This is a genomic window from Nitratireductor sp. PBL-C9, assembly GCF_050877045.1.
GTDB lineage: Bacteria > Pseudomonadota > Alphaproteobacteria > Rhizobiales > Rhizobiaceae > Nitratireductor > Nitratireductor aquimarinus.
In genome coordinates this window covers 225,800-249,071 of record NZ_JBPAXW010000010.1, presented here as the reverse complement: position 1 = coordinate 249,071, position 23,272 = coordinate 225,800, and the positions used below count along the sequence as shown (strand labels likewise).

The following is a 23,272-nucleotide window of genomic DNA, read 5'->3' as shown; positions in this document are numbered from 1 at the left end:
GATCAGGTGCTGAAACTGTTCGAGGAAGGCTCCTACGAGCTCGTCCCGCATGACAGCATGCGCAAGACCATCGCCCGTCGTCTGGTCGAGGCCAAGTCCACCATCCCGCATTTCTACCTGACGCTCGATTGCGAGATCGACGCGCTTCTGGCGCTGCGCAAGCAGCTCAACGATGCCGCGCCGAAGGTGAAGACCGGGGATGGCGAGAAGCCGGCCTACAAACTGTCGGTCAACGACATGGTCATCAAGGCCCACGCGAAGGCGCTGGCCATGGTGCCGGACGCAAATGTGTCGTGGACCGAGAACGCCATGGTGAAGCACAAAAACGCCGATGTGGGCGTTGCCGTGTCGATCCCCGGCGGTCTGATCACGCCGATCGTGCGCCGCGCCGACGAGAAGACGCTGTCTGCCATCTCCAACGAGATGAAGGATCTGGCCGCGCGGGCGCGTTCGCGCAAGCTGAAGACGGAAGAGTTCCAGGGCGGCAACACGGCCGTGTCCAATCTGGGCATGTTCGGCATCAAGGACTTCGCCGCCGTCATCAACCCGCCGCATGCGACGATCCTTGCGGTCGGCGCGGGCGAGCAGCGGGCCGTGGTGAAGGATGGCGAAGTGAAGGTGGCGACCGTGATGTCGGTGACGCTTTCGACCGACCACCGTGCAGTCGACGGCGCGCTCGGCGCAGAACTCCTCGCCGCCTTCAAGCAGGTCATCGAAAACCCGATGGCGATGCTCGTCTGACCGGAATTTCCGGACAGGCTTTCCCGGTCGGCTTGGGGGCTCGCCACCGGGGAAGCCCACCAAAAAGAAAGGCGGACCGCCGTTCTCATGAAACGGCGCACCGCCTGAAGAATACCGAAAACGACTTTGACCGCGTCTGGCGCTGCCTGCCATCATCACAGGCAGCGCCTTTTCTTTTGCCCGGAAGCAGGCAGCTCCGCAAAAGCGGAGTGGCCTTAAGCGCCCGCCACCGCTTCGCCGATGAAACCGCGTTGCCTCAGCTCCGCTTCGATCTCATCCCAGCTTGCGCAGACCGCGTGTGCGCCGGCACCGCTGAGCTTCTCGCCATGGCCGTCGAATGTGTGGCTGCCGCCGGTGAAGCCGATGGCGGTCATGCCGGCCGCCACGGCCCCCTGCACGCCGAACGGCGAGTCCTCGATCACCACGGAGGAGGCCGGCGCTCCGCCGAGCTTCTCTGCAGCGAACAGGAAGATGTCCGGTGCCGGCTTGCCGTTCTTCACCATCGAGGTGCTGAACACGTCGTCGCCGAAGAAATCGGCAATGCCGGAGACCCCGAGGCTGAGCTCAATCCGCTCCATGGAGGATGAGGAAGCGACGCAGCGCGGCGTCTTCAGATTGCTCAGGAAAGGCACGATGCCGCGCGTCGGCTGAAGTTCTTCTTCCAGAAGCGCCTTCGTTTCCAGCCAGATGTCGCCATCCGCATGGGCGGGGAAGGCAAAGCCGGTCAACTCTTCGATGCGGGTGATGATGTCGGCCTGTTTCATGCCGATGCACTGGCCGACGATCTCGCGTTTCAGCGCCAGGCCGTGCTTGTTGTAAACGCGCTCATAGGCGATTGCGGCAAGCGGTTCACTGTCGACGAGAACACCGTCGCAATCGAATATGATCAGGGGGGTAGTCATGAAAACTCCGGACTTTCGGGGCTGAGGGGGAGGCTGCGTTTCAACGTGGCGAATGAATGCCGCCCTTTAGGGCATTTTTTCGTCAGTTGAAAACACCCGGCGATCTAGCGCGCCGGGTCAGGGAAGATCGAGGGTGCTTCGATGCTCTTGCGCCCGGCTTCGATGGCGTTGCGCATGGCGATCCGCCCTTCCACGAGATCGGGCGCAACCCAGTTGGGCTCCGCACCAAGGAAACGGTCGAGGAAGGCGACGGCCGAGGCCGGCATCTCGCGCGTGTTCTCGCGGTAGGACCACCAGGTCCGCAGATCGTCCGCACAGCGGGCCAGACGCGGCGCTTCGCCGAATTCCTGCTCGAAGATGGCGGCAATCGCGCACACGCAGTAGTTCGTGTAGAGAAAGCCCTCTGGCCAGAATTTGACGATCTCCGCATTCTCCGCGTCGCCCGTCACCTTGCTTTCCGGCGTCACCGTGACCGGCGCATGGCGGATCATCTCCTTCAGCGCGAGGCCGGCGGCATAGATGATGAAATCGCCACGGTCGAGCCGGGCATAGGCCTTCTGCGCATCGACCATCTCCACCCAGTCGAGAAAGACGCGGGTGAGCTTCTCCTCATCCACCTCGAACACGACACCGTAATGCTGCGTCACAGCCTTCGCGTTGCCGCGAAAGGTCGTGCGAAACCAGCGCAACTGGCGCAGCCGGTGGCGTAAATCGGGCATGACTGCAAGTTCGTTCTTGAAATCCAGATCCAACGGGTGAACTCCTTAGCCGGAACCATAACATGCGGCATGTCGGTTCCAATCAAATAAGCCGCGATCCACGTATTTGAAGGAATATACAATTTGACATTTCAAAAAACAAATGTTCTTAATTTCAGGATTATTAAGTGTGTTGACGTGCGTACGCTTGGGAAGAGCGTTTCGGGAGGTAATGCCTGATGGCACTATGGCAATGGGGGCTTTTGCTCCTCGCAGTCGTATGGGCGCTACAGTCCTACGGCGTGTGGCTGCAGATGCGTCACTATTCCGACGTCTTTAAAGGCATCACGCAGAAATATGCGGATGGTTTCGTCGGCACGGGCGCATTTCACGGCCGTTTCCTGAAACGCGGTGCAATTGCCATCGTCGTGGTTTCGCCGGATCTCGCCGTGCGCCGGATCCTGACCATGAGTGGCCGCTCCGTCTTCGCAAAATTCAAGCGACATGAGCAGTTCGAGGGCATGACCCTTGATCAGTTGCGGGCCGAACCGGCGCTTTTCGGAGAAAAGCAGCCGGGGCTGACCGCGGCAATTACGCAGGCGGTTGCTCAGATAGACCGTACGCGGGCAGGCGAGGAGCCGCCGCTTCGGGAATCTCTGGCCGCTTCAAAAGCATGACATACGGGACTGCGCGCTCACCGGGGCTCAATTACCGGGGTGAGCAGAATAGAGAGGGAGGACTATGTCTGTCATTTCCATGATGGCCCAGCACGCCGATACGGCGATGCAGGGGCTGCATATGGCCGGCGCGGTGGCGGGTGATGCCGCACTGCACGGCAAACTCGCCGCCAAGGCGGCGACAAATGATCTGGTCGTGCTTGCTCAGGCAGGCACCGACCTTTCGGTCGAAGAGTTCCGGCAGAAGCTGGACTCGGTTGCCCAGGAAGAGCAGCTCGGCTGGCTCACCGCCGCCGGCAAGTACTTCATCGGCATCTTCCAGAAGGGCGGCGAGGTCTTTGCTGGCTTCGTCACCGGCATCATCCCGACGCTGGTCGTGCTGATGACCGCCTTCTACGCCATCACCGAACTGGTGGGCGAGAAGCGCGTTCACGGCCTTGCCCAGAGCGCCGGCCGCATCGCGCTCACGCGCTATACGGTGCTTCCGGTTCTCGCTGTCTTCTTCCTCACGAACCCGATGGCCTACACCTTCGGCTCGTTCCTTGAGGAAAAGCACAAGCCGGCATTCTACGACGCCGCCGTGTCCTATGTGCACCCGCCGCTCGGCCTGTTCCCGCATATCAACCCGGGTGAGTACTTCGTCTGGGGCGGCATTCTCGTCGCTCTGCTCGAGCTTGAGAGCCAGGGCGTCGTGCCCATCGGCTATCACATCACCGTGGCCATCTGGTACGCGCTGGTCGGTCTCCTCGTCATCCTGCTCAAGGGCATGCTGACCGAGCGGATCACGGCCATCCTGGCGCGCCGCCAGGGCGTTGAGCTCTAGGGGAGGCGCAGGACATGGCTAAAACATACAAAGCAGTAAAGATCTCCAGGGGCTCGTCTGGTTGGGGCGGTCCGCTCGTGATCGAACCGACGGACCAGCGCAACAAGATCGTGTCGGTCACCGGCGGCGGCATCCACCCCGTCGCAAAGCGCATCGCAGAGATGACGGGCGGTGAAGCCGTTGACGGTTTCAAGAGCCCGCCCGTTGAAGGCGAGATGGCTGTCGTGGTCGTCGATTGCGGCGGCACCGCCCGCTGCGGCGTCTACCCGCGCAAGCGCATTCCCACCGTCAACCTCACCCCGGTCGGCCAGGCAGGTCCGCTTGCCCAGTACATCACCGAGGACATCTATGTCTCGGGCGTCACGCCGGAGAACATCGAGATGGCCGACGGCACGGAAGCGGCCGCTGTTGCTGGCGGCGCGGCCGCGTCTTCAGAGCCGGAGAGTGCTCCGGCTGCGGCGCCGGCCACCGAGGAAGGCGGCCTTGTCGGCCTCATCAGCAGCGTCGGCCGCGTGATGGGCAATGTGGTTGGCGTGTTCTTCAACGCCGGTCGCCGCACCATCGATCAGGTGGTGCGCAACGTGCTGCCCTTCATGGCCTTCGTGACCATGCTGATCGGTCTGATCCTCTACACGGGCATCGGTGACATTCTCGCCGAACCGATGGGACCGCTGGCCAACAACATCATCGGCCTGCTCATCATCTCGGCCATCTGCGGCCTGCCGTTCCTGTCGCCCATTCTCGGACCAGGCGCGGTCATCGCGCAGGTGATCGGCGTGGCGATCATCGGACCGCAGATTGCCAACGGCACGATCTCACCGGCCATGGCGTTGCCTGCGCTGTTCGCTTACAACACGCAGGTAGGCTGTGACTTCGTTCCGGTGGGCCTGGCCCTCGGCGAAGCGAAACCCAAGACCATTGAGATCGGTGTCCCTGCGGTGCTTCTGAGCCGTCAGGTCATGGGACCGGTTTCCGTGGCCATTGCCTGGGGCGTCAGCCTGCTGGTTCTTTAAAACAACGGGGTGGCGGTCGTCGTTTGGGCGGCCGCCCTTCCCGAAACGAATGTTTGCATGGAGTTATTTGAATGTCGGTGTTTCTCAAAACGCGTATTACTGCAGTCGGTCCCGAAGTCGCGGATCTGGCGGAAGGCGGTGTCCTGATTCTTTTCGCTGACGGCGCGCCGGAGGAACTTGCCGAGGTTTCCGTTCTGCATGCGGTGCAGGAAGGTCCGTCCGATGCCGCGCCGGCCGCTGGCGCCCGCGTTACCGTGGGCGATGTGACCGCCGAAATCACCGCCATGGGCGAAGCCGCCTGGAACAAGGTGCGCGAGATCGGCCATGTGGTTGTGAACTTCAATGGCGCGAACGCCGTGGAGCGTCCGGGCGAGATCTGCGCCTCCGTCGTCGAGCCGGCAACGCTTGTTGCGGCCCTGAAGCCGGATGCAGTCATCACCATCGGCGCATAACGCCGTAACGAACTGAACAACAGATACGAGACCGTTATGGAACGCTCGACCATCGTCAGAGTGCAGGATGGCCTGCATGCCCGTCCCGCCACACGCTTCGTGCGCCTCGCCAAGGGGTTCGAGAGCGATGTGGAAATCATCAAGGGCGAAAAGGCTGTCAGCGCCAAGAGCTCGGTGAAGCTGATGCTGCTTGGCGTGAAGGAAAACGACGAAGTTTCCATTCGCGCCGATGGCGCCGACGCCATTGAGGCCGTCGATGCCCTCATCGCCTATCTTGAAAACCCCATGTCGGGTGTCGAGGAAGGCGTGGGCGAGCCCGCAAAGGCGCACGCTGCCGAGACGCCTGCGCCCGCAGCGCCTGCCGCACCGGCTGCGCCTCTGGTCGCCGATGGCGGCCTTCATGGCGTTGCCGCCAGCGCCGGGCTTGGCCTCGGTCCTGTCTTCGCGCATTTCCCGCAGCAGATCGTTCCCAACAACACGACGCTTTCCGCCGGCGAAATCGAGCCGGAAAAGCAGCGCTTCGCGGAAGCGATCCAGCGTCTTCAGGAAAAACTCGACCGTTCGCTTGCGTCCGATGGCATGCAGGAAAGCGACCGCGGCATCGTCGCGGCGCTGCGCGACATCGCATCAGACGATGCGCTGCGCGACGAAACGCTTGCCGCCATCGATGGCGGTCTCGACGCCGTATCCGCCGTCATCGCTGCATCCTCCCGCCTGGCCGATGATTTCCGCAAGCTGGACGACGCCTATATGGCCGCCCGCGCCGAGGATATGGAGGCCATTGCCCGCCAGATCTGCCTCACGCTTCTCGGTCAGGAAGATGCGCGCCTCGACGACATTCCCGAAGGGGCCATTCTCGTCGCCGAGGACATTGGCGCATGGGATCTGGCGCGTGCGCCGCTCAAGCGTCTTGGCGGCGTGGTCTGTGGCCATGGCGGCGCGACGTCGCATGTGGCCATCATCGCCCGCACCCATGGCATTCCCGCAGTGCTCGGCCTCGGCGAGGCCGTCAACGAACTGCGCGACGCAAAGCAAGCCGCCATTGACGGTCACACGGGACAGGTTGTTGTCGAACCCGACGCGGCCACCCGTGCGCGCTTTGAAGAGATGATCGGCGCTGCCGCCCGCGAGCGGGAAGCGCTCAGGGTCTACAAGGATGTGGTGCCGCGCCGCGCCGATGGCGCGGTCATTCAGGTGGCGGCCAATCTCGGCTCGCTCGAAGAGGTCGAGGCCGCTCAGGAAGCCGGCGCAATGGGCGTTGGCCTGTTCCGCACCGAGCTTCTTTTCATGCGGCACATGCACCTGCCGTCCGAGGACATGCAGGCCGAGACCTATGCCGAGCTCGCCCGCGCTTTCCCGGACCACCCGGTCATTGTGCGCACGCTCGACATTGGCGGCGACAAGCCGATCTCCGGCGTCGAATTCCCGGAAGAGGAAAACCCCTTCCTCGGCTGGCGCGGCATCCGCATGTGCCTCGACCGCACCGACATCTTCAAGGTTCAGCTCCGGGCGCTGCTGCGCGCGGCCGTTCATGGCAATCTGCGCGTGATGCTGCCAATGGTCTCGACCGTTGAAGAGGTGCGCCGCACCCGTGTTCTGATCGATGAATGCGCCGCCGAGCTGAAGGCCGAGGGCGTTGCCCATGGCGAATTCCCGCTGGGCGTGATGATCGAGACGCCGGCTGCCGTCTTCGGCGCGGAAGCGCTGGCGAAGGAGGTCGCGTTCTTTTCCATCGGCACCAATGATCTGACGCAGTATGTGATGGCGGCGGACCGCCTGAACCCGTCGGTTGCCAACCTGAATGACGCCGCCCATCCAGCCGTCATGGCTGCGGTCGAGCAGGCCGCCAGGGCAGCGGTCGCGGCGGGCATCGAGATCGGCATGTGTGGCGAGGCCGCCGCGCGTACCGATCTGATCCCCGAGTTCATTCGCATGGGATTGACCGAGCTCAGCATGAGCCCGGCTTCGGTGCAGGCCACCAAGAAGCAGCTTTCCGAGCTGTTCGAAAAGGCAGTCTAGCAGCGCTCCGGTCAGGTGCGCTTCCCCTGACCATCGAAGACTTGAAGACCGGCTGTCGCAGATGCGGTTGGCCGGTCTTTTGCCATCTTGGAGCAACTCCAGGAAAAGTGGGAACCGGTTTTCCGTCCGAAATTGCGTAAGAGCAATGAATGAGAGCGCTTTCGCGCTTCAACGAAAAGCGGAAGCGCTCTAGGGTCAGGACCCTAGGGCAGATGCGTGAGCAGGCTTTCGAAGATTGCCGTCAGATCGGCAATCGGCTGATCGGCCTCGAGGCTGCGCGCCATCCGTTCCCGCCGGGCGGCAACCGCCAGCGTGGCGATGTCCAGCAGGTCCGATGCGGAAAGGCTTTCATCAAACAGCGCCAGTCCCGAGGCGAGAAGCCCCGGCGCAAACACGATGATGCAGGTCTCGGCGTTCTGTGCTGCGGCAGGCATTGCCGGGTCGCTCAGCGCGGTGCGGCAGATTTCCTGAAGCAGATGCGCGAGCAGGCCCGCCAGAAGCGGCCTTATGGCTTCGGGCGTCTTCGCATTCTTCAGCGCCAGCAGCACATGGCCCTGCCGCTGGCGGAGCGTCTCATGCGCTCCGGTGAAGGTCGTTTCGCGCATGGCCGGGGGCTCGCGGTCTTCCAGCGTGGCCGCCAGCGCCTTTGCCGCGCGATACATGTGGCGCCGGAACGCGCGCTCGCCTTCCATCGGGTCGGCGCCGAAATAATCGACCAGCGGTCTTATGACCAGTTCGGGCTGTTGCCCGCCGGGCAGCACGGTGCGGGAGGCGGTTTCGGCCAGTGTCAGCGTGTCGTCGACCATGCTGACGGCCCGCCCCAGAAGCTTCTCGATGTCTGTAAAACCGCGCTTTTCCGAAGCCGCGCCCTGCTTTTCGTGGCGATGCGCACGCAGGAAATCGCGGATATCACGCAGGCGGTCCTTAAGATGAATCGCCATGTCTTCCGAGGCATCACGAAGCATAAAATGCTATCCTCAAGTAATTAGTTTTCTGCCGCCGGCCATTGACCGGATGGCGACATCATTGTTTTGGTCTCTCTGGAAATCAAGCGACATGCTTGTGACCGCCCCGGGGAAATACGCAGGAAGGCCATATGAGCAAGGCGAAGGTACACAATCAGCCCGCCGGTACGACCAGTTCTGGAGAAATTGCAATGACTTCCCGCAAGGGAGGCGTAACCAGCAAAACCGACCGGCTGCGTGTCCGCGCCGCCTGGATGTATTTCGTCGAGCAGAAGACGCAGAACGAGATCGCCGAGATTCTCGGCATCGGGCGTGTCAGCGTCGTGCGCATGCTGGCCGATGCGCGCGCCCGCAATGAGGTGAAAATCACCATTGAGGGCGATCTGGCCGAGATCACCCGGATCGAACGTGCGCTGGAACAGCGCTTCGGCCTCGAGCGCGCCGTGGTCGCGCCGCTCTCCGATCCCGAGGCGGATCCCATTCCCGCCGTCAGCGCCGCGACCGGCAGCTATGTGTCCGACGTCATGGCCGCCGGCATGTCGGTGGGCGTCGGGTGGGGGCGCACGCTGTTCGGCTCGCTCCCGTTCATTCGCGCCCGGCCGCTGGCCGACTTCAAGGTGATCTCACTTCTCGGCGGTGTCGGCGTCGCCCGTCGCTTCAATCCGGCTGAATTCGCCTGGCGCTTTGCGCGCGCCTTCCAGGGCGACGGCTATCTCATTCCCGCACCCGCCGTTGTCGACAGCGTCGAAACCAAGACCGCGCTGATCGAGCGCTGCGGCCTCAACGAAATTCTGGCGCTCGCAGATACGCTCGATGCGGTCATCGTGTCCGTCGGCGGGCTCGCTTCCGCCACCACCTTCTATCGCGGCGGCTATCTCACCGAAGAGGTGCGCTCTGACCTCGAAGCCAAGGGCGCGGTGGGCGACATTCTCTACCATTTCTACGATCTCGACGGTCAACTGGTTGACCACCCGATCAATGACCGGGTCATGTCCGTCGATGTCGATCGCCTGCGCCGCGCGCCCATGCGCATCTTAACCTCCGGCGGTGAAGACAAGATCGACGCGCTGATCGGCGCAATGAAGCTGGTTGAGCCGACGGTCTTCATCACCGATGAAGAGAGTGCGCGCAGCATCCTGGCCATGGCCTGAAGCAATTCCAGGAAAAGTGGGAACCGGTTTTCCGTCCGGAATTGCGTAGAAAACAATGAATTGGAGCGTTTTCGCAATTCCACGATAAGCGGGAACGCTCTCGTCACCGGCTCCTTTAGCCGGCATGTGCGAAATGCGCATCGTCTATGTGATTTCGCCCGGCAGGCGTCTATAAGAAGCTGACGTGTTCCGGGGAACCGGAGCAGAATGGCCACGCACCGGCAAGTGCGGGCCTTGTGACCACAGGGTCGCGTGCAGGGCGCAAAGGGGAGGCATGCTTTCGACGATGGTGGACAGGTTCGCGCGGCGTTTTCTGCCTTCCTTCTCCGTTTTGCGCAGCTTCGCGTCTGCCGCGCGGCACCAGAGTTTCACGCTGGCCGCCGAAGAGCTCAACCTCACGCAGAGCGCCGTCAGCCGCCACATCCGCGACATGGAATCGGCACTCGGTTTCAGCCTGTTCCGGCGTGTGGGCCGGCGGGTCGTGCTCACCCCGGCCGGCAAGAACCTTGCCGATGCGCTGGAAGACGATCTGCACCGCATCACGCAGACCCTGCATCGCGCCATCGCTGCGGGCATGGCGGGCGCAACGCTCAATGTCGCCAGCCTGCCCACCTTCGCCAGCCGCTGGCTGATCCCGCGCCTGCCGGAATTCGAAAAGGCGCATCCGGGCATCGGCATCAATCTCATGGCGCGCATCAATCCGTTCGATCTCGCCCATGAGCGTTTCGACGTGGCGATCCATTTCGGCCGCGACAACTGGCCGGACGCCCGCCTCACCAAGCTGTGCGACGAGGCGATGATCGCCGTCGCATCGCCGGCCTTTGTTGAGAAACACGGCGTCAAGGCTCCCGAGAACCTGCTCGACGCCCCGCTCCTTCATCTCCAGAGCCGTCCCGGCGCGTGGGCTGACTGGATGCGCGAGGCCGGTGTCGGCGATGTGCCGGCGCTTCCGGGAAAGCAGTTCGACCAGTTTACCATGGTCATTGCAGGCGCAACTGCCGGGCTCGGCGCCGGTCTGGTGCCTGCCTATCTGATCGAGGAAGAGCTGCGCTCCGGCGTTCTTGTGCAGATCGGAGATACGTCGCTCGCCACCCAGAACGCCTATTTTCTGGTTCAGCCGCTTGGCGTGGAAAACCCCTCGGCAGACGCGTTCGTGGCGTGGATCGTCGCGCAGGTCTGAACCTGCCGTGACGGGGGTCTTGTGCCTTTCCTGCACCGATTGGCGGGGAAAGCATGACCGTCCATCATGAATACAGTCCGAATTTCCATTTCCAATGACCGCCCGGTCTTCCTACATTCCCGCCAGAGGCTCGTCCGGCCGCGCGGCTTTCAGAGCATTTTGCAGTCAGGTGGCATCGCCTGACGCCCGCATGAATACAGAAAGATAATCGAGGGAGCGAAGCACCCATGAACGTCAAGAACGAAACAACCGAACTCCTCAAGCGCCTCGGCGTGGATGAGAAGGCGATTGCCGGTGGTGACCTGACCGTGCGCACGCCGGTCACGGGCGAGGAAATCGCCGCCGTCACGTCCATCTCGGCTGCTGATACCGGAGCAGCCATCGAGCGCGCGCATGCCGCTTTCAAGGCCTGGCGCAATGTTCCGGGTCCGCGCCGTGGCGAACTCGTGCGCCTGCTTGGCGAAGAGCTGCGCGCCTCCAAGGACGATCTCGGTCGCCTCGTCTCCATCGAGGTCGGCAAGATCCGCTCCGAGGGTCTCGGCGAAGTTCAGGAGATGATCGACATCTGCGATTTCGCCGTCGGTCTCTCGCGCCAGCTCTATGGCCTCACCATCGCCACCGAGCGCCCCGGCCACCGCATGATGGAAACCTGGCACCCGCTCGGCGTTGTCGGCGTCATCTCCGCTTTCAACTTCCCCGTCGCCGTCTGGTCGTGGAACTCGGCGTTGGCGCTGGTCTGCGGCGACAGCGTCGTGTGGAAACCCTCCGAGAAAACGCCGCTGACGGCGCTCGCCTGCGAGGCGATCTTCAAGCGCGCGGTTGCCCGCTTTGGCGATGATGCGCCGGCGGACCTGCTCACCGTCATCATCGGCGACCGCGCCGTTGGCGAGGTCATGGTCGACCATCCGAAAGTGCCGCTGGTCTCCGCCACCGGCTCCACCCGCATGGGCCGCGAAGTCGGCCCGCGTCTGGCAAAGCGTTTCGCCCGCGCGGTTCTGGAACTCGGCGGCAACAATGCCGGCATCGTCTGCCCCTCGGCCGATCTCGACATGGCGCTGCGCGCCATCGCCTTCGGCGCCATGGGCACCGCCGGTCAGCGCTGCACCACGCTGCGCCGCCTGTTCGTGCACGAATCCGTTTATGACGCGCTGCTGCCGCGTCTGCGCAAGGCCTACGAATCGGTCTCCGTCGGCAGCCCGCTCACCACGGATGCGCTGGTCGGCCCGCTGGTCGACAAGGGCGCTTTCGACAACATGCAGAACGCGATTGAAGAAGCCAAGAAGCTCGGCGGCAAGGTTGTCGGCGGCCAGCGTTTCGACAGCGGCGATGCAGACGCCTATTACGCGCATCCGGCCCTGGTCGAGATGCCGGAGCAGGCCGGCGTCGTTCTGGAAGAAACCTTCGCCCCCATCCTCTACGTGATGAAGTACAGCGACTTCGATGACGCGCTCGAGCTTCACAACGCGGTTGGTGCGGGCCTGTCGTCCTGCGTGTTCACCACCGATATGCGCGAGGCCGAGGAATTCCTCAGCGCACGCGGTTCCGACTGCGGCATCGCCAACGTCAATATCGGCACTTCCGGTGCGGAGATCGGCGGCGCGTTCGGTGGCGAGAAGGAAACCGGTGGTGGCCGTGAATCCGGCTCCGATGCTTGGAAGGCCTATATGCGCCGCGCCACCAACACGGTGAACTATTCCAAGGAACTGCCGCTCGCGCAGGGTGTCTCCTTCGACATCGAATAGGGCATCTGCCGCAGATAACTGCAGGCAAAAAGAAAGGGCGGCCCGGAGCCGCCCTTTTTCATGTCCGGCCTGTGGCCGAAATCATTCCATGCCGAGCGCGGCCTTGTAGAGGTCGATCATCGCCTCTTCTTCCTGGCGCTCCGCCTGATCCTTCTTGCGCAGGCGCACTATGCTGCGCACGGCCTTGGTGTCGAAACCATTGGCCTTCATCTCGGCGTAGACTTCCTTGATGTCTTCCGAAACCGTCTTCTTGTCTTCTTCGAGGCGCTCGACACGCTCTATAAAGGCGCGAAGCTGGCCAGCGGCAACGGTATCTGCGGTTTCGGTGGTGATGTCGTCGGACATGCGAAACTCCGGTCGATTGTTCTAAAGCCCGCGACTCGGGGCGTTGAGGCGTGGCAGGTTCGATGCCCCAGCTACGCCCGGTGGTCAAGGCATTTGCGTTGCGGCCCGTGCCGCTCCTGCCATGGTGTTGCGCCGCTCAGTGGTCCTTCGGGCGGTTCTCTTCAAAGGCGGCCTTTTGCTCTGCGGTCGCCTCGGTCTGATATTTCGAACGCCACTCCTCATAGGGCATGCCGTAGACGATCTCGCGCGATTCTTCCTTGGAGAGCGCAATGCCCTCCGCCTCGGCGGCGTCCCGATACCAGTTGGACAGGCAATTGCGGCAGAAACCGGCCAGGTTCATCATGTCGATGTTCTGCACGTCGGTGCGGGTGCGCAGATGGTCGAGCAGGCGACGGAATGCGGCTGCCTCCAGGTCGCGCTTTTTCTCCTCGCTCAGCGTGGTCATGGCGTTCTCCTTCACGAATGGTCCGAGCGCGATCCGAAATGCTTCACCTCGTGCATCTCGGGCCGCGCGTTGATCTCTAGAAGCAATGGGGCGAGCCGTTCCGCCCACGCGGTCGCGCCCGCCTCATCGCCGATCAGGTCCTGCCGGATCTCGATCAGCGCATGGGCAAAGCCCCGCTCCGTGGCGTGACGGTGCATCGTGTCGCCGGGATATGCGCCGTCATAGGGCTCATTGTCGCCCACGGTCAGGTCGCCGCCGGCTTTCAGAGCCTCCATCAGCGGGATCGTGGCGCGGTCGTCGCGGTCCCACAGAAGCCCCACCTCCCACGGTCGCCGGCGCCCCTGCATGAAGGGCGTGAACGAATGCATGGAAATGATCAGCGGGGCCGCCTGAAACGCGTCCGCCGCCTGTTCCACGGTCTTTGCCACCGCATCGTGATAGGGCAGGTAATAGCGTTCGAGCCTGTCGCGCCGTTCTTCCGGGCTCAGCGGATAATTGCCGGGAATGATCGTGCCGTCATAGAGTTGGCGAATCAGTGTCGGGTCGTTGATGCCCCGGTTCGGGTCGATCAGCAGTCTGGAAAAGCCACACAGAACGGCGGGCGCACCGGTGATCCGGGCCAGCGCGCGGGTTACCGCCTCAACGCCGATGTCATAGGCGATGTGGCGTTCGAATTCCGTCTCCGGCAGGCCGAGCGCGTCGTAACGCTCGGGCAAGTCCCGTTTGGCATGATCCGCAACCAGAACGAGCCCCATGCTCTCTCCCGGGGCCGAATCGCCACGAATGATCTCGAAAGGAGATGTATAAGTGCTGGCAGTCATGGATTCGTTCCCGAAGACATGCGGAGAGGTCATAAATGTGCGCTTATCGCAGTCTAGACTTCTCCTTTCATGATGTGCTGCGTTCTGCAATGGCTGTGACGGAAAACACGCGCGGCAGACATTGCCGCGTTGACAGGCGCACGGACATTGCCGAAAAGGAAAATATGCTCAAGTCGAATTCAAGGTTACCAAAAATGCTTCGACGGGCGTCGCGCGCGAAACGCCGGGGGGCTTTTCTGCTGGTCGCCGCTGCCGGACTGGGAGGCGCATTCCTTGCGCCCACACCGGCATTTGCGGACTTCCGTGTTTGCAACTCCACACAAAACCTCGTTGGCGTGGCCATTGGCTATCGCACCGGCTCGGGCTGGGTGAGCGAGGGTTGGTGGCGGATCGAGAAATCGAGCTGCAAAACCCTGATCGAGGGGCCCCTGGAGTCGCGCTATTACTATCTCTACGCAGAGGACGCCGCGAGCGGTGGCCGCTGGGAGGGATCGGTCCAGATGTGCGTTGCACTGACCGAGTTCAAGATAGCCGGCACCAATGATTGTTTTGCGCGGGGCTTCCAGCGTGCCGGTTTCCAGGAGTACGACACGCGTGAGCAGGAAAACTGGATGGTGGATTTGACTGACGGCCCAGCCGAAAACAACACGCTGACGAACACCGGTGCTTCCCGATGAGACGCGAGCGCAAGGTCAAGATTCTCGCAACGCTCGGTCCGTCCTCTTCCGAAGAGGAGACGATCCAGCGTTTGTTTGAAGCCGGTGCGGATGTCTTCCGCATCAATATGAGCCATGCCAGCCACGAGCTGATGCGCACCCTTGTCGGGCGCATTCGCGCAGTGGAGAAGAAGGTCGGTCATCCGATCGGCATTCTGGCCGATCTGCAGGGCCCCAAGCTGCGCGTTGGCACATTCGCCAACAAGAGCGTCGAGCTTTCCGTCGGGCAGAAATTCACGCTCGATGACAATCCCGAGCCGGGTGACGAAAAGCGGGCGCACCTTCCGCACCCCGAAATCCTGAAATCGGTGGAGCCGGGCCATCGCCTGCTGATCGACGATGGCCGTCTTCAGCTCAAGGCGCTGAAAAACGACGGCAAGTCGATCACCTGTGAAGTGGTCGCCGGCAACAAGATTTCCGATCGCAAGGGCGTCAGCCTGCCCGACACCGATCTGCCCATGGGCGCACTGACCGACAAGGACCGCAAGGATCTCGACGCGGTGCTCTCCGCCGATGTCGACTGGATCGCGCTGTCCTTCATCCAGCGTCCGGAGGATCTGGCCGAGGTGCGCAAGGTCGCGCGCGGCCGCGCCTCCCTGCTTGCCAAGATCGAGAAGCCGCAGGCCGTCAAGCGTCTGGCCGAGATCATCGAGCTGTCCGACGCGCTCATGGTGGCGCGTGGCGATCTGGGCGTGGAAATGCCGCTGGAGGCCGTTCCCGGCATCCAGAAGCAGATCACCCGCGCCTGTCGCCGTGCCGGCAAGCCGGTGGTTGTTGCCACCCAGATGCTCGAATCGATGATCTCCGCTCCCGTGCCCACCCGCGCGGAAGTCTCCGACGTCGCCACGGCGGTGTTCGAGGGCGCGGATGCGGTCATGCTTTCGGCAGAATCGGCCGCCGGTGACTATCCGGTCGAAGCCGTTTCGACCATGAGCTCCATCGCGACCAAGGTGGAGCAGGACCCGACCTATCCGACCATCATCAACGGTCAGCGCAGCGAGCCGGAGCCCACGGGCGCAGACGCCATTTCCATGGCCGCGCGCCAGATTGCCGAAACGCTCAATCTCTCGGCGATCATCTCCTACACCTCGTCGGGCACCACGGGCCTGCGCGCTGCGCGCGAGCGCCCGCAGGTGCCGATCATCGCGCTTTCCCCGGTTGTGCAGACGGCGCGCCGTCTGTCGCTCGTCTGGGGCACGCATTGCGTGGTCACCGAGGATGCGGCGGATCTGGACGACATGGTCAACCGCGCCTGCCGCATCGCGTATGAGGAAGGTTTTGCAAAGCCCGGCAACCGCGTGATTGTCACGGCCGGTGTGCCGCTGGGAACCCCCGGCGCCACCAACATGCTGCGCATTGCCTATATTGGTTCGGACGGTCTGGGCGGGATCTAAAGCAATTTCAGGAAAAGTGGGAACCGGTTTTCCGTCCGGAATTGCGTAGAAATATTGAGTTAGGGCGTTTTCGCGTTTCAACGAAAAGCGAAAATGCTCTGACCCGCTCAGCTCCTTGGCACGAAGAATACGGCCCGGCGGGTTTCCCCGTCGGGCTTTTTTATGCGCCGGTAGAAAAACGTAGGGGCCGTTTCTTGGGCGAGGGCGCGCCACAGAGCGCGTCAGATGCCCTGGCCGTCCAGCTCGTCGGAAATCTCCGCCACGGCGTTCTGTGCGCTTCTCAGCATGGGGTAGACGTCCAGAACCTGCTCATAGGCCGTCAGCGCCTGCTGCTCGTGTCCCGTGGCCTGCAGAATGCGCGCCATGCCGGCCAGCGCGCCGAAATGGCGGGGCTCCAGCTCCAGCGCATGCGATATGTCCGTCATGGAGCGGGCATAGTCGTTCATCATGTAATGCACCGTCGCGCGCCGGTTCCAGCCCTCCGCATAATCGGGAAAGAGCACGGTCACCTGATCGAGAAAATCCAGCGCAACGGAGAAATCCTGCGCTTTGACGGCGTCATTCGCCCACTGCATCAGCAGGTTGGCGGTATCGCTGCCCGAATCGCTCCAGGCTTCGCCAATGCGCATGGCAATCCGGCGTGCGGCCCGTTCGTTTGTTTCTTTTTTGAGGTCGGAGAAAAGCGCGTTGAGTCGCGTCTGCCTGTCTGTCGCCGGCGCTTCAACGCCGGTCACAGGCTCATTGCCATCGGCCGCCTGAAGAGGCGGCAGACCCATCATGAAAATGGCGGCAATGGCTACAGTGAATCGGACCATGCCGCAATCATAGGCGCGGCACAGCCAAAGGAAAACTGAATTTCGCGTGAAGACCGCCCGAACAGGCGGATCAGCCCTGCCGTGCCTTGAAGCGCGGGTTGGACTTGTTGATGATGTAAATGCGTCCCTTGCGACGGACCATGCGGTTTTCGCGGTGACGGGTCTTCAGCGCTTTGAGCGAATTTTTGATCTTCATCGTTCTTGTCCGTGGTTGGCCGTTGGGCCCGAAATGAGAAGGCGCGCTGTCCCGGCGCGCCACAAGTCGATGGGCTCATAGACGACGAAGCTTGCCTGTGTCAACCTTTCGGCGGGTTGTCGAGGGTGAATCCGGCGATTCCACGTTGCAGGCAGCCCGATTTTTTGATGACCACAGCTTTATGGAGATTCATATGTCATATCGCAATTTCCGGTATCCGTTTGCAGCATTTGCATTTTTGCTCTTCGCCTCGTCCGCTCCCCTTCATGCAGATGAACTCGACTGCGACGATGCGCAGACGCAGGCCGACATGACCCAGTGCGCAGGCAAGTCCTATCAAGCCGCCGACAAGAAGCTCAATGCGCGCTATGGCGACGCCATGAAGCGTTACGAGAGCAATGAGGAAGCGCGCACGCTTCTGCGCGATGCGCAGCGCGCCTGGATCGCGTTTCGCGATGCTGAATGCGATCTGGCCACGCTGGGCGTGCGCGGCGGGTCCATCGAGCCGATGATCCGCGCCCAGTGCCTTGAAGACCTGACCGAAGACCGTTCAGATCAGCTGGAAGATCTGGTGGACTGTCAGGAAGGCGATCTCAGCTGCCTGTAAGGCGCGTGAAGTGCCCCATCTTGCGGCCGGGCCTTATGTCCGTCTTGCCATAGAGGTGGAGCATCAAATCGGGTTCTGCGAGCAGTTCCGTTGCGCGCAGAACCTCGTCACCGATCAGGTTTTCCATCACGCAGTCCGAGTGGTGCCTCGGGTCGCCCAGCGGCAGGCCCGCCACGGCGCGAATGTGCTGTTCAAACTGCGAAACCGTGCAGGCCGCCTCGGTCCAGTGTCCCGAATTATGCACGCGCGGCGCGATCTCGTTGACCAGCACCTTGCCATTGTCGAGCACGAAGAACTCGACGCCCAGAACCCCCACATATTGCAGGGAGGTGAGAATGTCCGTGGCTGCCTGCGTGGCGGCCGCCCGCGTCTGAGGGGCGATTTCGGCCGGGACAGTAGAGCGGTGCAGAATGCCGTCGCGATGTTCGTTGTGGGCCGGCTCATAGGTGGCGATATGTCCGTCCACCGAACGCGCCGCGATCACCGAGATTTCCTGCTGGAAGGGGATCAGCGCCTCGAGGATCAGCGGAACGCCGCCCATCTCGGCAAACACGCCTTCGCAATCTGCGACCGTGGCGTCGCGAAACACGCGCTGTCCCTTGCCGTCATAGCCCAGACGCCGGGTTTTGAGCACGCCGCTGCCGGAAAAGCCCTCAAGGCCCCGCGCCAGGTCGTCATCGCTGTCCACGGAGACGAACGGCGCCGTCGAGATGCCTGCCGCGTTCAGGAAAATCTTCTCCGCGAGGCGATCCTGCGCCGTTTCCAGCGCCTCGGGCGGCGGGAACACTGACAGCTGTTCGCTCAGCGTTGCGGCAGTCGCCACCGGCACGTTCTCGAATTCATAGGTGATGACGTCGCATTGCGCGCAGAGCCGGCGCAGGGCGCTGGCGTCGTCATAGGGCGCATGAATGAAGGCGTTGGCCACCTGTGCCGCAGGGCTGTTTTCGGCGGGGTCGAGAATGATGGTGCGGTAGCCGAGTTTCGCTGCCGCCATGGCAAGCATGCGGCCAAGCTGCCCGCCACCGAGAATCCCGATGGTTGCGCCCTGGGGAAGTGGAGCCTTCATGATCAATCTACCGGATATTCGGCCACCTGTGCCGTCTGTGCTGCGCGCCAGTCATCGAGACGGTCGGCAAGGTCTTCGTCGGAGAGCGCCAGAACCGAGGCCGAAAGAAGCGCGGCGTTGATCGCGCCGGCGCGTCCGATGGCCAGCGTTCCAACCGGCACGCCGGCGGGCATCTGTACGATGGAGAGAAGCGAATCCTGCCCCGAAAGCGCCTTGGATTCCACCGGCACGCCGAAAACGGGCAGCGGTGTCATGGCGGCCGTCATGCCCGGCAGATGGGCCGCGCCGCCGGCACCGGCGATGATGGTCTGAAAGCCCTCGTCGCGGGCATTCCTGGCAAAGTCGTAGAGACGTTCAGGCGTGCGGTGGGCGGAAACGATCCGCGCTTCATATTCCACACCCAGCGCATCCAGCGTGTCTGCGGCGTGGCGCATTGTCGCCCAGTCGGATTGGCTTCCCATGATTATCGCCACTCGGGCGGTCCGCTCAGCCATCAAGCCCCCTCGCAATCAAAAAACAGCCTGTAGTCAAAACTGTCTCTCCCCGCAACCTCGTGCGCCCGCCTGATGTCGAATTCGACAGGAAATCAGGCAATTCAGGCAAGTCACGCAATGATGTCAGGGATGATGTTGTCTTCCAGTTCCTGAAGCCGGTCCTTGAGCGCCAGCTTTTTCTTTTTCATGCGCTGAATGCGAAGCGGGTCGCAGCCCGTAGCGATCATTGCGTTGATCGCGGCGTCGAAATCCGCGTGATCCTGTTTGAGGCGGGCGAATTCGAGACGAATTTCCGCCTGTTCCTGTTCTGATGTCACCACAGTCAGCTGATCCACATATGCAAGATTCTGGCCTGAATCCGGCGGGCGGATCTGCAGCCGATCAAAGCTGTCGAGGCAGGCCCGTCAGCGGCCGCGCTTATAGCACATTTCAGCATTACAGGAAATGCTACCAGACTGTGTTCGACAAGCCACATTTCAGGTGGCACACTGTCTGGATCGCCGGTTCCCGCGGGCGGGTGAGGGGCCGGTGAGTTCTCGAGGAAACAAAGGAGAACCCAATCATGTCTCTTGAATCCCATCTTGCAGAGTTGAAGCGTAAACACGGCGAACTGGAGCGGGAGCTCGACAGCGCCAAGCTCCATCCTTCAGTCGATGAGCTCGACATTGCTCAACTCAAACGGCGCAAGCTGGCCATCAAGGACGAGATGGAAAAGATCATGGCAGGTGCGACCCGTCATTAGAGCAATCCCAGGAAAAGTGGGAACCGGTTTCCCGTCCGGAATTGCGCAAAAACAATGAATGAGAGCGTTCTTGCGATCCAACGAAAACTGGGAACGCTCTAGATCGCCGCGCGTCCATCCGGATGCGCATGGGACGATCTGATCCATTGATGGAGTATCGGACCAATCCCAAACCGGACTAATCCCAAAAATGAATGCCGGTCAGGCGCGTTTCGCGCCTGATTCGTGATCTTTATAATGCGGCCCAATTGCGGGCCTTCAGCCTCCGTCTCGGGTCATCCGGGTGCGGGGGCTTCGTCATTCCGGGCGCTGCAATCCGGCATTCGCAACATGAATGCCGATGCGCCCACCCTACACCGGGTTTCATGACGCCTATTTGACAGCGGCCTCTGCCTCGCCGTTCTCGGCATCCTCCGTGTCGCTGCGCGGGTCGAGCACCGCAGCCTGCGGCGTCACGGCGCGTTCGGAAGGCAGGGCGTTGAACGCTTCGCGCTCGTCCACCGGCACCGGGGCACGCCGCGTGATGCGCAGCAGCGCATAGCCAGCAAGGCTGAAATGGGAAAGCGCGGTGATCAGGAACAGGCTTTCCGGGCGCAGGCTTTCCATCAGCACGCCGCCAACCAGCGGGCCGAGCATGGTTCCGCCGCCATAAAGAAACAGAAGTCCGCTTGCCACTTTCACGAAGTCTTCCGGCGAAGCGTGGTCGTTCGCATGGGCGACGATGATCGAATAAAGCGTGTAGGCAAAAGCGCCATAGACCGCCGTCATCGCGATCACATAGGCGCCGTCGCGTGGTGCGGTGAGGAAAATCGTGAACCCCACAAGGCTCGCACCGAACGACAGTCCCGCGATCACGAAGCGGCGGTCGATCCGGTCCGACAGCCGGCCGGCCGGCAGCTGCAGTGCGGCCCCGGCCAGAACGGCAATACTCATCATCGTGGCAATCTGAAGCGTTGAGATGCCGATCTCGCCGCCATAGACCGCGCCCAGCGTGCCCCACGCGCCATTGGCCGTGCCCACAAGGAGGCAGCCGATAAATGCCACCGGCGAGTTCACGAAAAGCCCCTTGAGGTCGAGCGTCACCTGCGCCAGCGGCTGCGGGCTCACCGCCTTGGAAACGGCGGTGGGAATGAGCGCCATGCAGAACAGGATGCCGGTCGTCATGAACAGGAGCGTGTTCGACACATCGCCAAACGCCACCGTCATCTGTCCGGCGGTCAGCGACGCATAGGTCAGCATCATGTAGACGCCGAAAACGGTGCCCCGGTTTTCATTGGTGGATTTCTCGTTCAGCCAGCTTTCGATCACCATGAATGCGCCGGCCATGGTGAAGCCGGTGAAGATGCGCAGGATGACCCAGCCGGTCGGGTCCACCCACATCCCGGTCAGAAGCGCAATGATCGCGCCCGAGGCCGCAAACGCGCCAAAGGCCCGCACATGGCCGGCGCGGCGCACGATGCGCGGCGCGATGAAGCAGCCGGCGACAAAGCCCGCCGCCCAGGCAGCGCCCAAGGCGCCCAGAGAGGCCGTCGGGAAGCCTTCCATCTGCCCGCGAAGTGGCAGCAGAAGTCCATGAAGGCCCGATCCCGTGAGCAGGAATGCGGTGCCCAGAAGAAGCGCAATGATAGAGCCGAGAGGTGACAGCATGTACGGGTTCCGAAGGGGGTAGCGTTCGAATTGGCCGGTTGTCGTTCAACCGCGCCTTCGCCATCGAATCATGGCGTCAGCAAGGCCGGGGAAGAGACTGGCGGCGTCTTCGAGACACGCGTTTGACACTATGCGCGAATAACGGCGTCGCCGCCATCGCAAAACCGTCGTTCAGGGCGACGATTGCGGTATCCGAAGACCCTTTCGCGCCAGGCTAATCCCGTCGGAACAATGCCTCTGCGGCGTTCTTGGTTGCACCCTTGCTTTCAATGTCCCGTTCGAGCCGCACGATCTCCTCCTTCAGTTGCGCAATCCGCTTGTTGAGTTCCTCTACGGAGAGCAGCGACAGGTCCTCACCGATCCGGTGGCCGGCCGCCTGTTTCTTGTCGTCCTCGTCGAAAATGCCCATTGCGCGTTCTCCCATCGCCTCCATCCGCAGGGTGATGCGCTATCCTGTCAGGCGCGCCCTTGATCCGCGTGCATCACTCGCCGATTGTGTTGTCGGACGTTCTTCAAATCAACAGGGGCATGACGAATCATATGGCGCTTCCAGAGAAGATGACGGCAGTGGCGATCAGCGAGCCGGGCGAGCCGAAAGTGCTGAAGCCGGAGCAACGCGATGTGCCGAAGCCGGGCGAAGGGGAAATTCTCATCAAGGTGCGCGCCGCCGGCATCAACCGGCCCGACGTGTTTCAGCGCAAGGGGCTCTATCCCGCGCCGCCCGGCGCTTCCGATCTGCCGGGCCTCGAGGCCGCCGGTGAGGTTGTCGCGCTGGGCGAGGGGGTGAAACGCTGGCAGGTGGGCGACCGTGTCACGGCGCTGACACCCGGTGGCGGCTATGCCGAATACTGCCTGACGCATGAAACCAACGCGCTGCCGGTGCCCCATGGTTTCAGCTTCACCGAGGCTGCGGCCATCCCCGAAACCTTCTTCACCGTCTGGCACAATGTGTTCCAGCGCGGCGGCCTGAAAGAGGGCGAGACCCTGCTCGTGCATGGCGGCTCCTCCGGCATCGGCACCACCGCCATTCAGGTGGCGACAGCCCTTGGCTCGAAGGTCATCGCCACGGCGGGCTCGGCGGAAAAATGCGCCGCCTGCGCGTCGCTGGGCGCGGTGCGCACGGTCAATTACCGTGACGAGGACTTCATCGAGGCCGTGAAGGAAGAGACTGGCGGTCATGGCGCGGATGTCATCCTCGACATGATCGGTGGTGACTATATCGAGCGCAATTACACCGCCGCGGCCATGGATGGACGCATCGTGCAGATCGCCTTCCTCAAGGGGGCGCGGGCAGAGGTCGATTTCTCGCAGATCATGCGCAAGCGCCTCAGCCACACCGGTTCCACGCTTCGGCCCCGTTCTGTCGCCTTCAAGGGCATAATCGCAACAGAGCTGGAAGCGCATGTCTGGCCGCTTCTGGCCGCCCGCCGCATCGCCCCGGTCATGGACATGACCTTCCCGCTGGCCGAGGCCTGGCGTGCGCATGAGCGCATGGAAGAGGGGTCGCATATCGGCAAGATCGTGCTGGAAGTGTCCTGATCACCGGCGAAAACGCCTTTCGAAAAAAACAGGAAGGCCCCGGCGATGATGCCGGGGCCTTCAGCCCTGGGAGGCTTTGTTT

27 protein-coding genes are annotated in these 23,272 nt (G+C 62.5%); 14 read left to right on the top strand and 13 right to left on the bottom strand.

Annotated features, from left to right (window positions below):
• The coding region (locus ACRTG1_RS20860) for a 2-oxo acid dehydrogenase subunit E2 (RefSeq protein WP_432517058.1) at window positions 1-741 on the top strand (741 nt) is incomplete at its 5' end.
• Window positions 742-956: 215 nt separating this feature from the next.
• Here the strand turns inward: ACRTG1_RS20860 and ACRTG1_RS20855 are convergent.
• Entirely contained in the window at window positions 957-1,643 is a 687-nt protein-coding gene (locus tag ACRTG1_RS20855; RefSeq protein WP_113153515.1) for an HAD family hydrolase, read from the bottom strand.
• Between the two features lie 104 nt (window positions 1,644-1,747).
• The gene (locus ACRTG1_RS20850; protein WP_432517056.1) at window positions 1,748-2,395 is read right to left on the bottom strand and encodes a hypothetical protein; all 648 of its coding nucleotides are present in this window, start codon (window positions 2,393-2,395) and stop codon (window positions 1,748-1,750) included.
• A 185-nt stretch (window positions 2,396-2,580) separates the two neighbouring features.
• On the opposite strand from ACRTG1_RS20850, the gene ACRTG1_RS20845 reads away from it, so the two are divergent.
• From ACRTG1_RS20845 to ptsP, 5 genes are all read left to right on the top strand, one after another.
• Window positions 2,581-3,018 carry a transcriptional regulator GutM gene (locus ACRTG1_RS20845; protein ID WP_113153513.1) on the top strand — a complete coding sequence of 146 codons (438 nt, stop codon included), beginning with the start codon at window positions 2,581-2,583 and terminating at the stop codon, window positions 3,016-3,018.
• A gap of 64 nt (window positions 3,019-3,082) precedes the next feature.
• Complete coding sequence (srlA, locus tag ACRTG1_RS20840; protein ID WP_113153512.1) at window positions 3,083-3,841, top strand: PTS glucitol/sorbitol transporter subunit IIC; 759 nt, start codon at window positions 3,083-3,085, stop codon at window positions 3,839-3,841.
• 14 nt (window positions 3,842-3,855) lie between these two features.
• On the top strand, window positions 3,856-4,854 hold the full coding sequence (gene srlE / locus ACRTG1_RS20835; protein WP_206545651.1) for a PTS glucitol/sorbitol transporter subunit IIB: 999 nt from the start codon (window positions 3,856-3,858) through the stop codon (window positions 4,852-4,854).
• Window positions 4,855-4,925: 71 nt separating this feature from the next.
• Entirely contained in the window at window positions 4,926-5,306 is a 381-nt protein-coding gene (locus tag ACRTG1_RS20830; protein ID WP_432517054.1) for a PTS glucitol/sorbitol transporter subunit IIA, read from the top strand.
• Window positions 5,307-5,342: 36 nt separating this feature from the next.
• The gene (gene ptsP / locus ACRTG1_RS20825; RefSeq protein WP_432517052.1) at window positions 5,343-7,325 is read left to right on the top strand and encodes a phosphoenolpyruvate--protein phosphotransferase; all 1,983 of its coding nucleotides are present in this window, start codon (window positions 5,343-5,345) and stop codon (window positions 7,323-7,325) included.
• 203 nt (window positions 7,326-7,528) lie between these two features.
• On the opposite strand, the gene ACRTG1_RS20820 is transcribed toward ptsP, so the two are convergent.
• The gene (locus tag ACRTG1_RS20820; protein WP_317088625.1) at window positions 7,529-8,266 is read right to left on the bottom strand and encodes a hypothetical protein; all 738 of its coding nucleotides are present in this window, start codon (window positions 8,264-8,266) and stop codon (window positions 7,529-7,531) included.
• A 215-nt stretch (window positions 8,267-8,481) separates the two neighbouring features.
• On the opposite strand from ACRTG1_RS20820, the gene ACRTG1_RS20815 reads away from it, so the two are divergent.
• From ACRTG1_RS20815 to amaB, 3 genes are all read left to right on the top strand, one after another.
• Window positions 8,482-9,441, top strand: coding sequence for a sugar-binding transcriptional regulator (locus ACRTG1_RS20815; RefSeq protein ID WP_224924899.1), 960 nt, complete (start codon window positions 8,482-8,484; stop codon window positions 9,439-9,441).
• A 274-nt stretch (window positions 9,442-9,715) separates the two neighbouring features.
• Complete coding sequence (locus tag ACRTG1_RS20810; RefSeq protein WP_224873547.1) at window positions 9,716-10,621, top strand: LysR substrate-binding domain-containing protein; 906 nt, start codon at window positions 9,716-9,718, stop codon at window positions 10,619-10,621.
• A gap of 227 nt (window positions 10,622-10,848) precedes the next feature.
• Window positions 10,849-12,363, top strand: a complete 1,515-nt coding sequence (amaB, locus tag ACRTG1_RS20805; protein WP_206545655.1) for an L-piperidine-6-carboxylate dehydrogenase — start codon at window positions 10,849-10,851, stop codon at window positions 12,361-12,363.
• 81 nt (window positions 12,364-12,444) lie between these two features.
• Here amaB and ACRTG1_RS20800 read toward each other — a convergent pair whose 3' ends face one another.
• From ACRTG1_RS20800 to ACRTG1_RS20790, 3 genes are all read right to left on the bottom strand, one after another.
• On the bottom strand, window positions 12,445-12,708 hold the full coding sequence (locus ACRTG1_RS20800; RefSeq protein ID WP_113153506.1) for a DUF2312 domain-containing protein: 264 nt from the start codon (window positions 12,706-12,708) through the stop codon (window positions 12,445-12,447).
• Window positions 12,709-12,844: 136 nt separating this feature from the next.
• The gene (locus ACRTG1_RS20795; protein WP_206553252.1) at window positions 12,845-13,153 is read right to left on the bottom strand and encodes a DUF1244 domain-containing protein; all 309 of its coding nucleotides are present in this window, start codon (window positions 13,151-13,153) and stop codon (window positions 12,845-12,847) included.
• Window positions 13,154-13,164: 11 nt separating this feature from the next.
• Window positions 13,165-13,974 carry an N-formylglutamate amidohydrolase gene (locus ACRTG1_RS20790; protein ID WP_432517050.1) on the bottom strand — a complete coding sequence of 270 codons (810 nt, stop codon included), beginning with the start codon at window positions 13,972-13,974 and terminating at the stop codon, window positions 13,165-13,167.
• Between the two features lie 164 nt (window positions 13,975-14,138).
• Between ACRTG1_RS20790 and ACRTG1_RS20785 the strand changes: the two genes are divergently transcribed.
• Entirely contained in the window at window positions 14,139-14,651 is a 513-nt protein-coding gene (locus tag ACRTG1_RS20785) for a DUF1036 domain-containing protein (RefSeq protein ID WP_113156077.1), read from the top strand.
• Window positions 14,648-16,084 (top strand): pyruvate kinase, encoded by a 1,437-nt coding sequence (gene pyk / locus ACRTG1_RS20780; protein WP_113153504.1) that lies wholly within the window; start codon window positions 14,648-14,650, stop codon window positions 16,082-16,084. The genes ACRTG1_RS20785 and pyk overlap by 4 nt, the downstream gene beginning before the upstream one ends.
• A gap of 221 nt (window positions 16,085-16,305) precedes the next feature.
• Here pyk and ACRTG1_RS20775 read toward each other — a convergent pair whose 3' ends face one another.
• Both ACRTG1_RS20775 and ykgO read right to left on the bottom strand, forming a co-directional pair.
• A complete protein-coding gene (locus ACRTG1_RS20775; RefSeq protein WP_432517047.1) occupies window positions 16,306-16,899 on the bottom strand; it encodes a hypothetical protein in 594 nt (197 codons plus the stop codon).
• Window positions 16,900-16,969: 70 nt separating this feature from the next.
• Entirely contained in the window at window positions 16,970-17,095 is a 126-nt protein-coding gene (gene ykgO / locus ACRTG1_RS20770; RefSeq protein WP_007008283.1) for a type B 50S ribosomal protein L36, read from the bottom strand.
• A gap of 193 nt (window positions 17,096-17,288) precedes the next feature.
• Between ykgO and ACRTG1_RS20765 the strand changes: the two genes are divergently transcribed.
• Complete coding sequence (locus tag ACRTG1_RS20765; RefSeq protein ID WP_432517045.1) at window positions 17,289-17,702, top strand: lysozyme inhibitor LprI family protein; 414 nt, start codon at window positions 17,289-17,291, stop codon at window positions 17,700-17,702.
• Here ACRTG1_RS20765 and ACRTG1_RS20760 read toward each other — a convergent pair.
• From ACRTG1_RS20760 to ACRTG1_RS20750, 3 genes are all read right to left on the bottom strand, one after another.
• The gene (locus ACRTG1_RS20760) at window positions 17,689-18,768 is read right to left on the bottom strand and encodes a 5-(carboxyamino)imidazole ribonucleotide synthase (RefSeq protein ID WP_432517044.1); all 1,080 of its coding nucleotides are present in this window, start codon (window positions 18,766-18,768) and stop codon (window positions 17,689-17,691) included. The two genes, ACRTG1_RS20765 and ACRTG1_RS20760, sit on opposite strands and share 14 nt — an antisense overlap.
• Window positions 18,769-18,770: 2 nt before the next feature.
• Entirely contained in the window at window positions 18,771-19,262 is a 492-nt protein-coding gene (gene purE, locus ACRTG1_RS20755) for a 5-(carboxyamino)imidazole ribonucleotide mutase (RefSeq protein WP_113153501.1), read from the bottom strand.
• Between the two features lie 110 nt (window positions 19,263-19,372).
• Window positions 19,373-19,597 carry a YdcH family protein gene (locus tag ACRTG1_RS20750; protein ID WP_222474041.1) on the bottom strand — a complete coding sequence of 75 codons (225 nt, stop codon included), beginning with the start codon at window positions 19,595-19,597 and terminating at the stop codon, window positions 19,373-19,375.
• A gap of 227 nt (window positions 19,598-19,824) precedes the next feature.
• On the opposite strand from ACRTG1_RS20750, the gene ACRTG1_RS20745 reads away from it, so the two are divergent.
• Window positions 19,825-20,004 carry a YdcH family protein gene (locus tag ACRTG1_RS20745; RefSeq protein WP_113153500.1) on the top strand — a complete coding sequence of 60 codons (180 nt, stop codon included), beginning with the start codon at window positions 19,825-19,827 and terminating at the stop codon, window positions 20,002-20,004.
• Window positions 20,005-20,376: 372 nt separating this feature from the next.
• Here ACRTG1_RS20745 and ACRTG1_RS20740 read toward each other — a convergent pair whose 3' ends face one another.
• Entirely contained in the window at window positions 20,377-21,651 is a 1,275-nt protein-coding gene (locus tag ACRTG1_RS20740) for an MFS transporter (protein ID WP_206545661.1), read from the bottom strand.
• Window positions 21,652-21,865: 214 nt separating this feature from the next.
• Window positions 21,866-22,060 (bottom strand): DUF1192 domain-containing protein, encoded by a 195-nt coding sequence (locus ACRTG1_RS20735; protein ID WP_113153498.1) that lies wholly within the window; start codon window positions 22,058-22,060, stop codon window positions 21,866-21,868.
• A gap of 149 nt (window positions 22,061-22,209) precedes the next feature.
• Here ACRTG1_RS20735 and ACRTG1_RS20730 point away from each other — a divergent pair, with 149 nt between their 5' ends.
• Window positions 22,210-23,190 carry an NAD(P)H-quinone oxidoreductase gene (locus ACRTG1_RS20730; protein WP_432517068.1) on the top strand — a complete coding sequence of 327 codons (981 nt, stop codon included), beginning with the start codon at window positions 22,210-22,212 and terminating at the stop codon, window positions 23,188-23,190.
• The last annotated feature ends 82 nt before the right edge of the window (window positions 23,191-23,272 follow it).

Coding starts and splice junctions, on each gene's coding strand:
- ACRTG1_RS20775 (WP_432517047.1), bottom strand. CDS start 16,899: ATGGTCCGATTCACTGTAGCCATTGCCGCCATTTTCATGATGGGTCTG.
- ACRTG1_RS20800 (WP_113153506.1), bottom strand. CDS start 12,708: ATGTCCGACGACATCACCACCGAAACCGCAGATACCGTTGCCGCTGGC.
- ACRTG1_RS20760 (WP_432517044.1), bottom strand. CDS start 18,768: ATGAAGGCTCCACTTCCCCAGGGCGCAACCATCGGGATTCTCGGTGGC.
- ACRTG1_RS20855 (WP_113153515.1), bottom strand. CDS start 1,643: ATGACTACCCCCCTGATCATATTCGATTGCGACGGTGTTCTCGTCGAC.
- purE (WP_113153501.1), bottom strand. CDS start 19,262: ATGGCTGAGCGGACCGCCCGAGTGGCGATAATCATGGGAAGCCAATCC.
- ACRTG1_RS20735 (WP_113153498.1), bottom strand. CDS start 22,060: ATGGGCATTTTCGACGAGGACGACAAGAAACAGGCGGCCGGCCACCGG.
- ACRTG1_RS20785 (WP_113156077.1), top strand. CDS start 14,139: ATGCTCAAGTCGAATTCAAGGTTACCAAAAATGCTTCGACGGGCGTCG.
- ACRTG1_RS20730 (WP_432517068.1), top strand. CDS start 22,210: ATGACGGCAGTGGCGATCAGCGAGCCGGGCGAGCCGAAAGTGCTGAAG.
- ptsP (WP_432517052.1), top strand. CDS start 5,343: ATGGAACGCTCGACCATCGTCAGAGTGCAGGATGGCCTGCATGCCCGT.
- ACRTG1_RS20740 (WP_206545661.1), bottom strand. CDS start 21,651: ATGCTGTCACCTCTCGGCTCTATCATTGCGCTTCTTCTGGGCACCGCA.
- pyk (WP_113153504.1), top strand. CDS start 14,648: ATGAGACGCGAGCGCAAGGTCAAGATTCTCGCAACGCTCGGTCCGTCC.
- ACRTG1_RS20810 (WP_224873547.1), top strand. CDS start 9,716: ATGCTTTCGACGATGGTGGACAGGTTCGCGCGGCGTTTTCTGCCTTCC.
- ACRTG1_RS20815 (WP_224924899.1), top strand. CDS start 8,482: ATGACTTCCCGCAAGGGAGGCGTAACCAGCAAAACCGACCGGCTGCGT.
- amaB (WP_206545655.1), top strand. CDS start 10,849: ATGAACGTCAAGAACGAAACAACCGAACTCCTCAAGCGCCTCGGCGTG.
- srlA (WP_113153512.1), top strand. CDS start 3,083: ATGTCTGTCATTTCCATGATGGCCCAGCACGCCGATACGGCGATGCAG.
- ykgO (WP_007008283.1), bottom strand. CDS start 17,095: ATGAAGATCAAAAATTCGCTCAAAGCGCTGAAGACCCGTCACCGCGAA.
- srlE (WP_206545651.1), top strand. CDS start 3,856: ATGGCTAAAACATACAAAGCAGTAAAGATCTCCAGGGGCTCGTCTGGT.
- ACRTG1_RS20790 (WP_432517050.1), bottom strand. CDS start 13,974: ATGACTGCCAGCACTTATACATCTCCTTTCGAGATCATTCGTGGCGAT.
- ACRTG1_RS20765 (WP_432517045.1), top strand. CDS start 17,289: ATGTCATATCGCAATTTCCGGTATCCGTTTGCAGCATTTGCATTTTTG.
- ACRTG1_RS20820 (WP_317088625.1), bottom strand. CDS start 8,266: ATGGCGATTCATCTTAAGGACCGCCTGCGTGATATCCGCGATTTCCTG.
- ACRTG1_RS20830 (WP_432517054.1), top strand. CDS start 4,926: ATGTCGGTGTTTCTCAAAACGCGTATTACTGCAGTCGGTCCCGAAGTC.
- ACRTG1_RS20845 (WP_113153513.1), top strand. CDS start 2,581: ATGGCACTATGGCAATGGGGGCTTTTGCTCCTCGCAGTCGTATGGGCG.
- ACRTG1_RS20745 (WP_113153500.1), top strand. CDS start 19,825: ATGTCTCTTGAATCCCATCTTGCAGAGTTGAAGCGTAAACACGGCGAA.
- ACRTG1_RS20795 (WP_206553252.1), bottom strand. CDS start 13,153: ATGACCACGCTGAGCGAGGAGAAAAAGCGCGACCTGGAGGCAGCCGCA.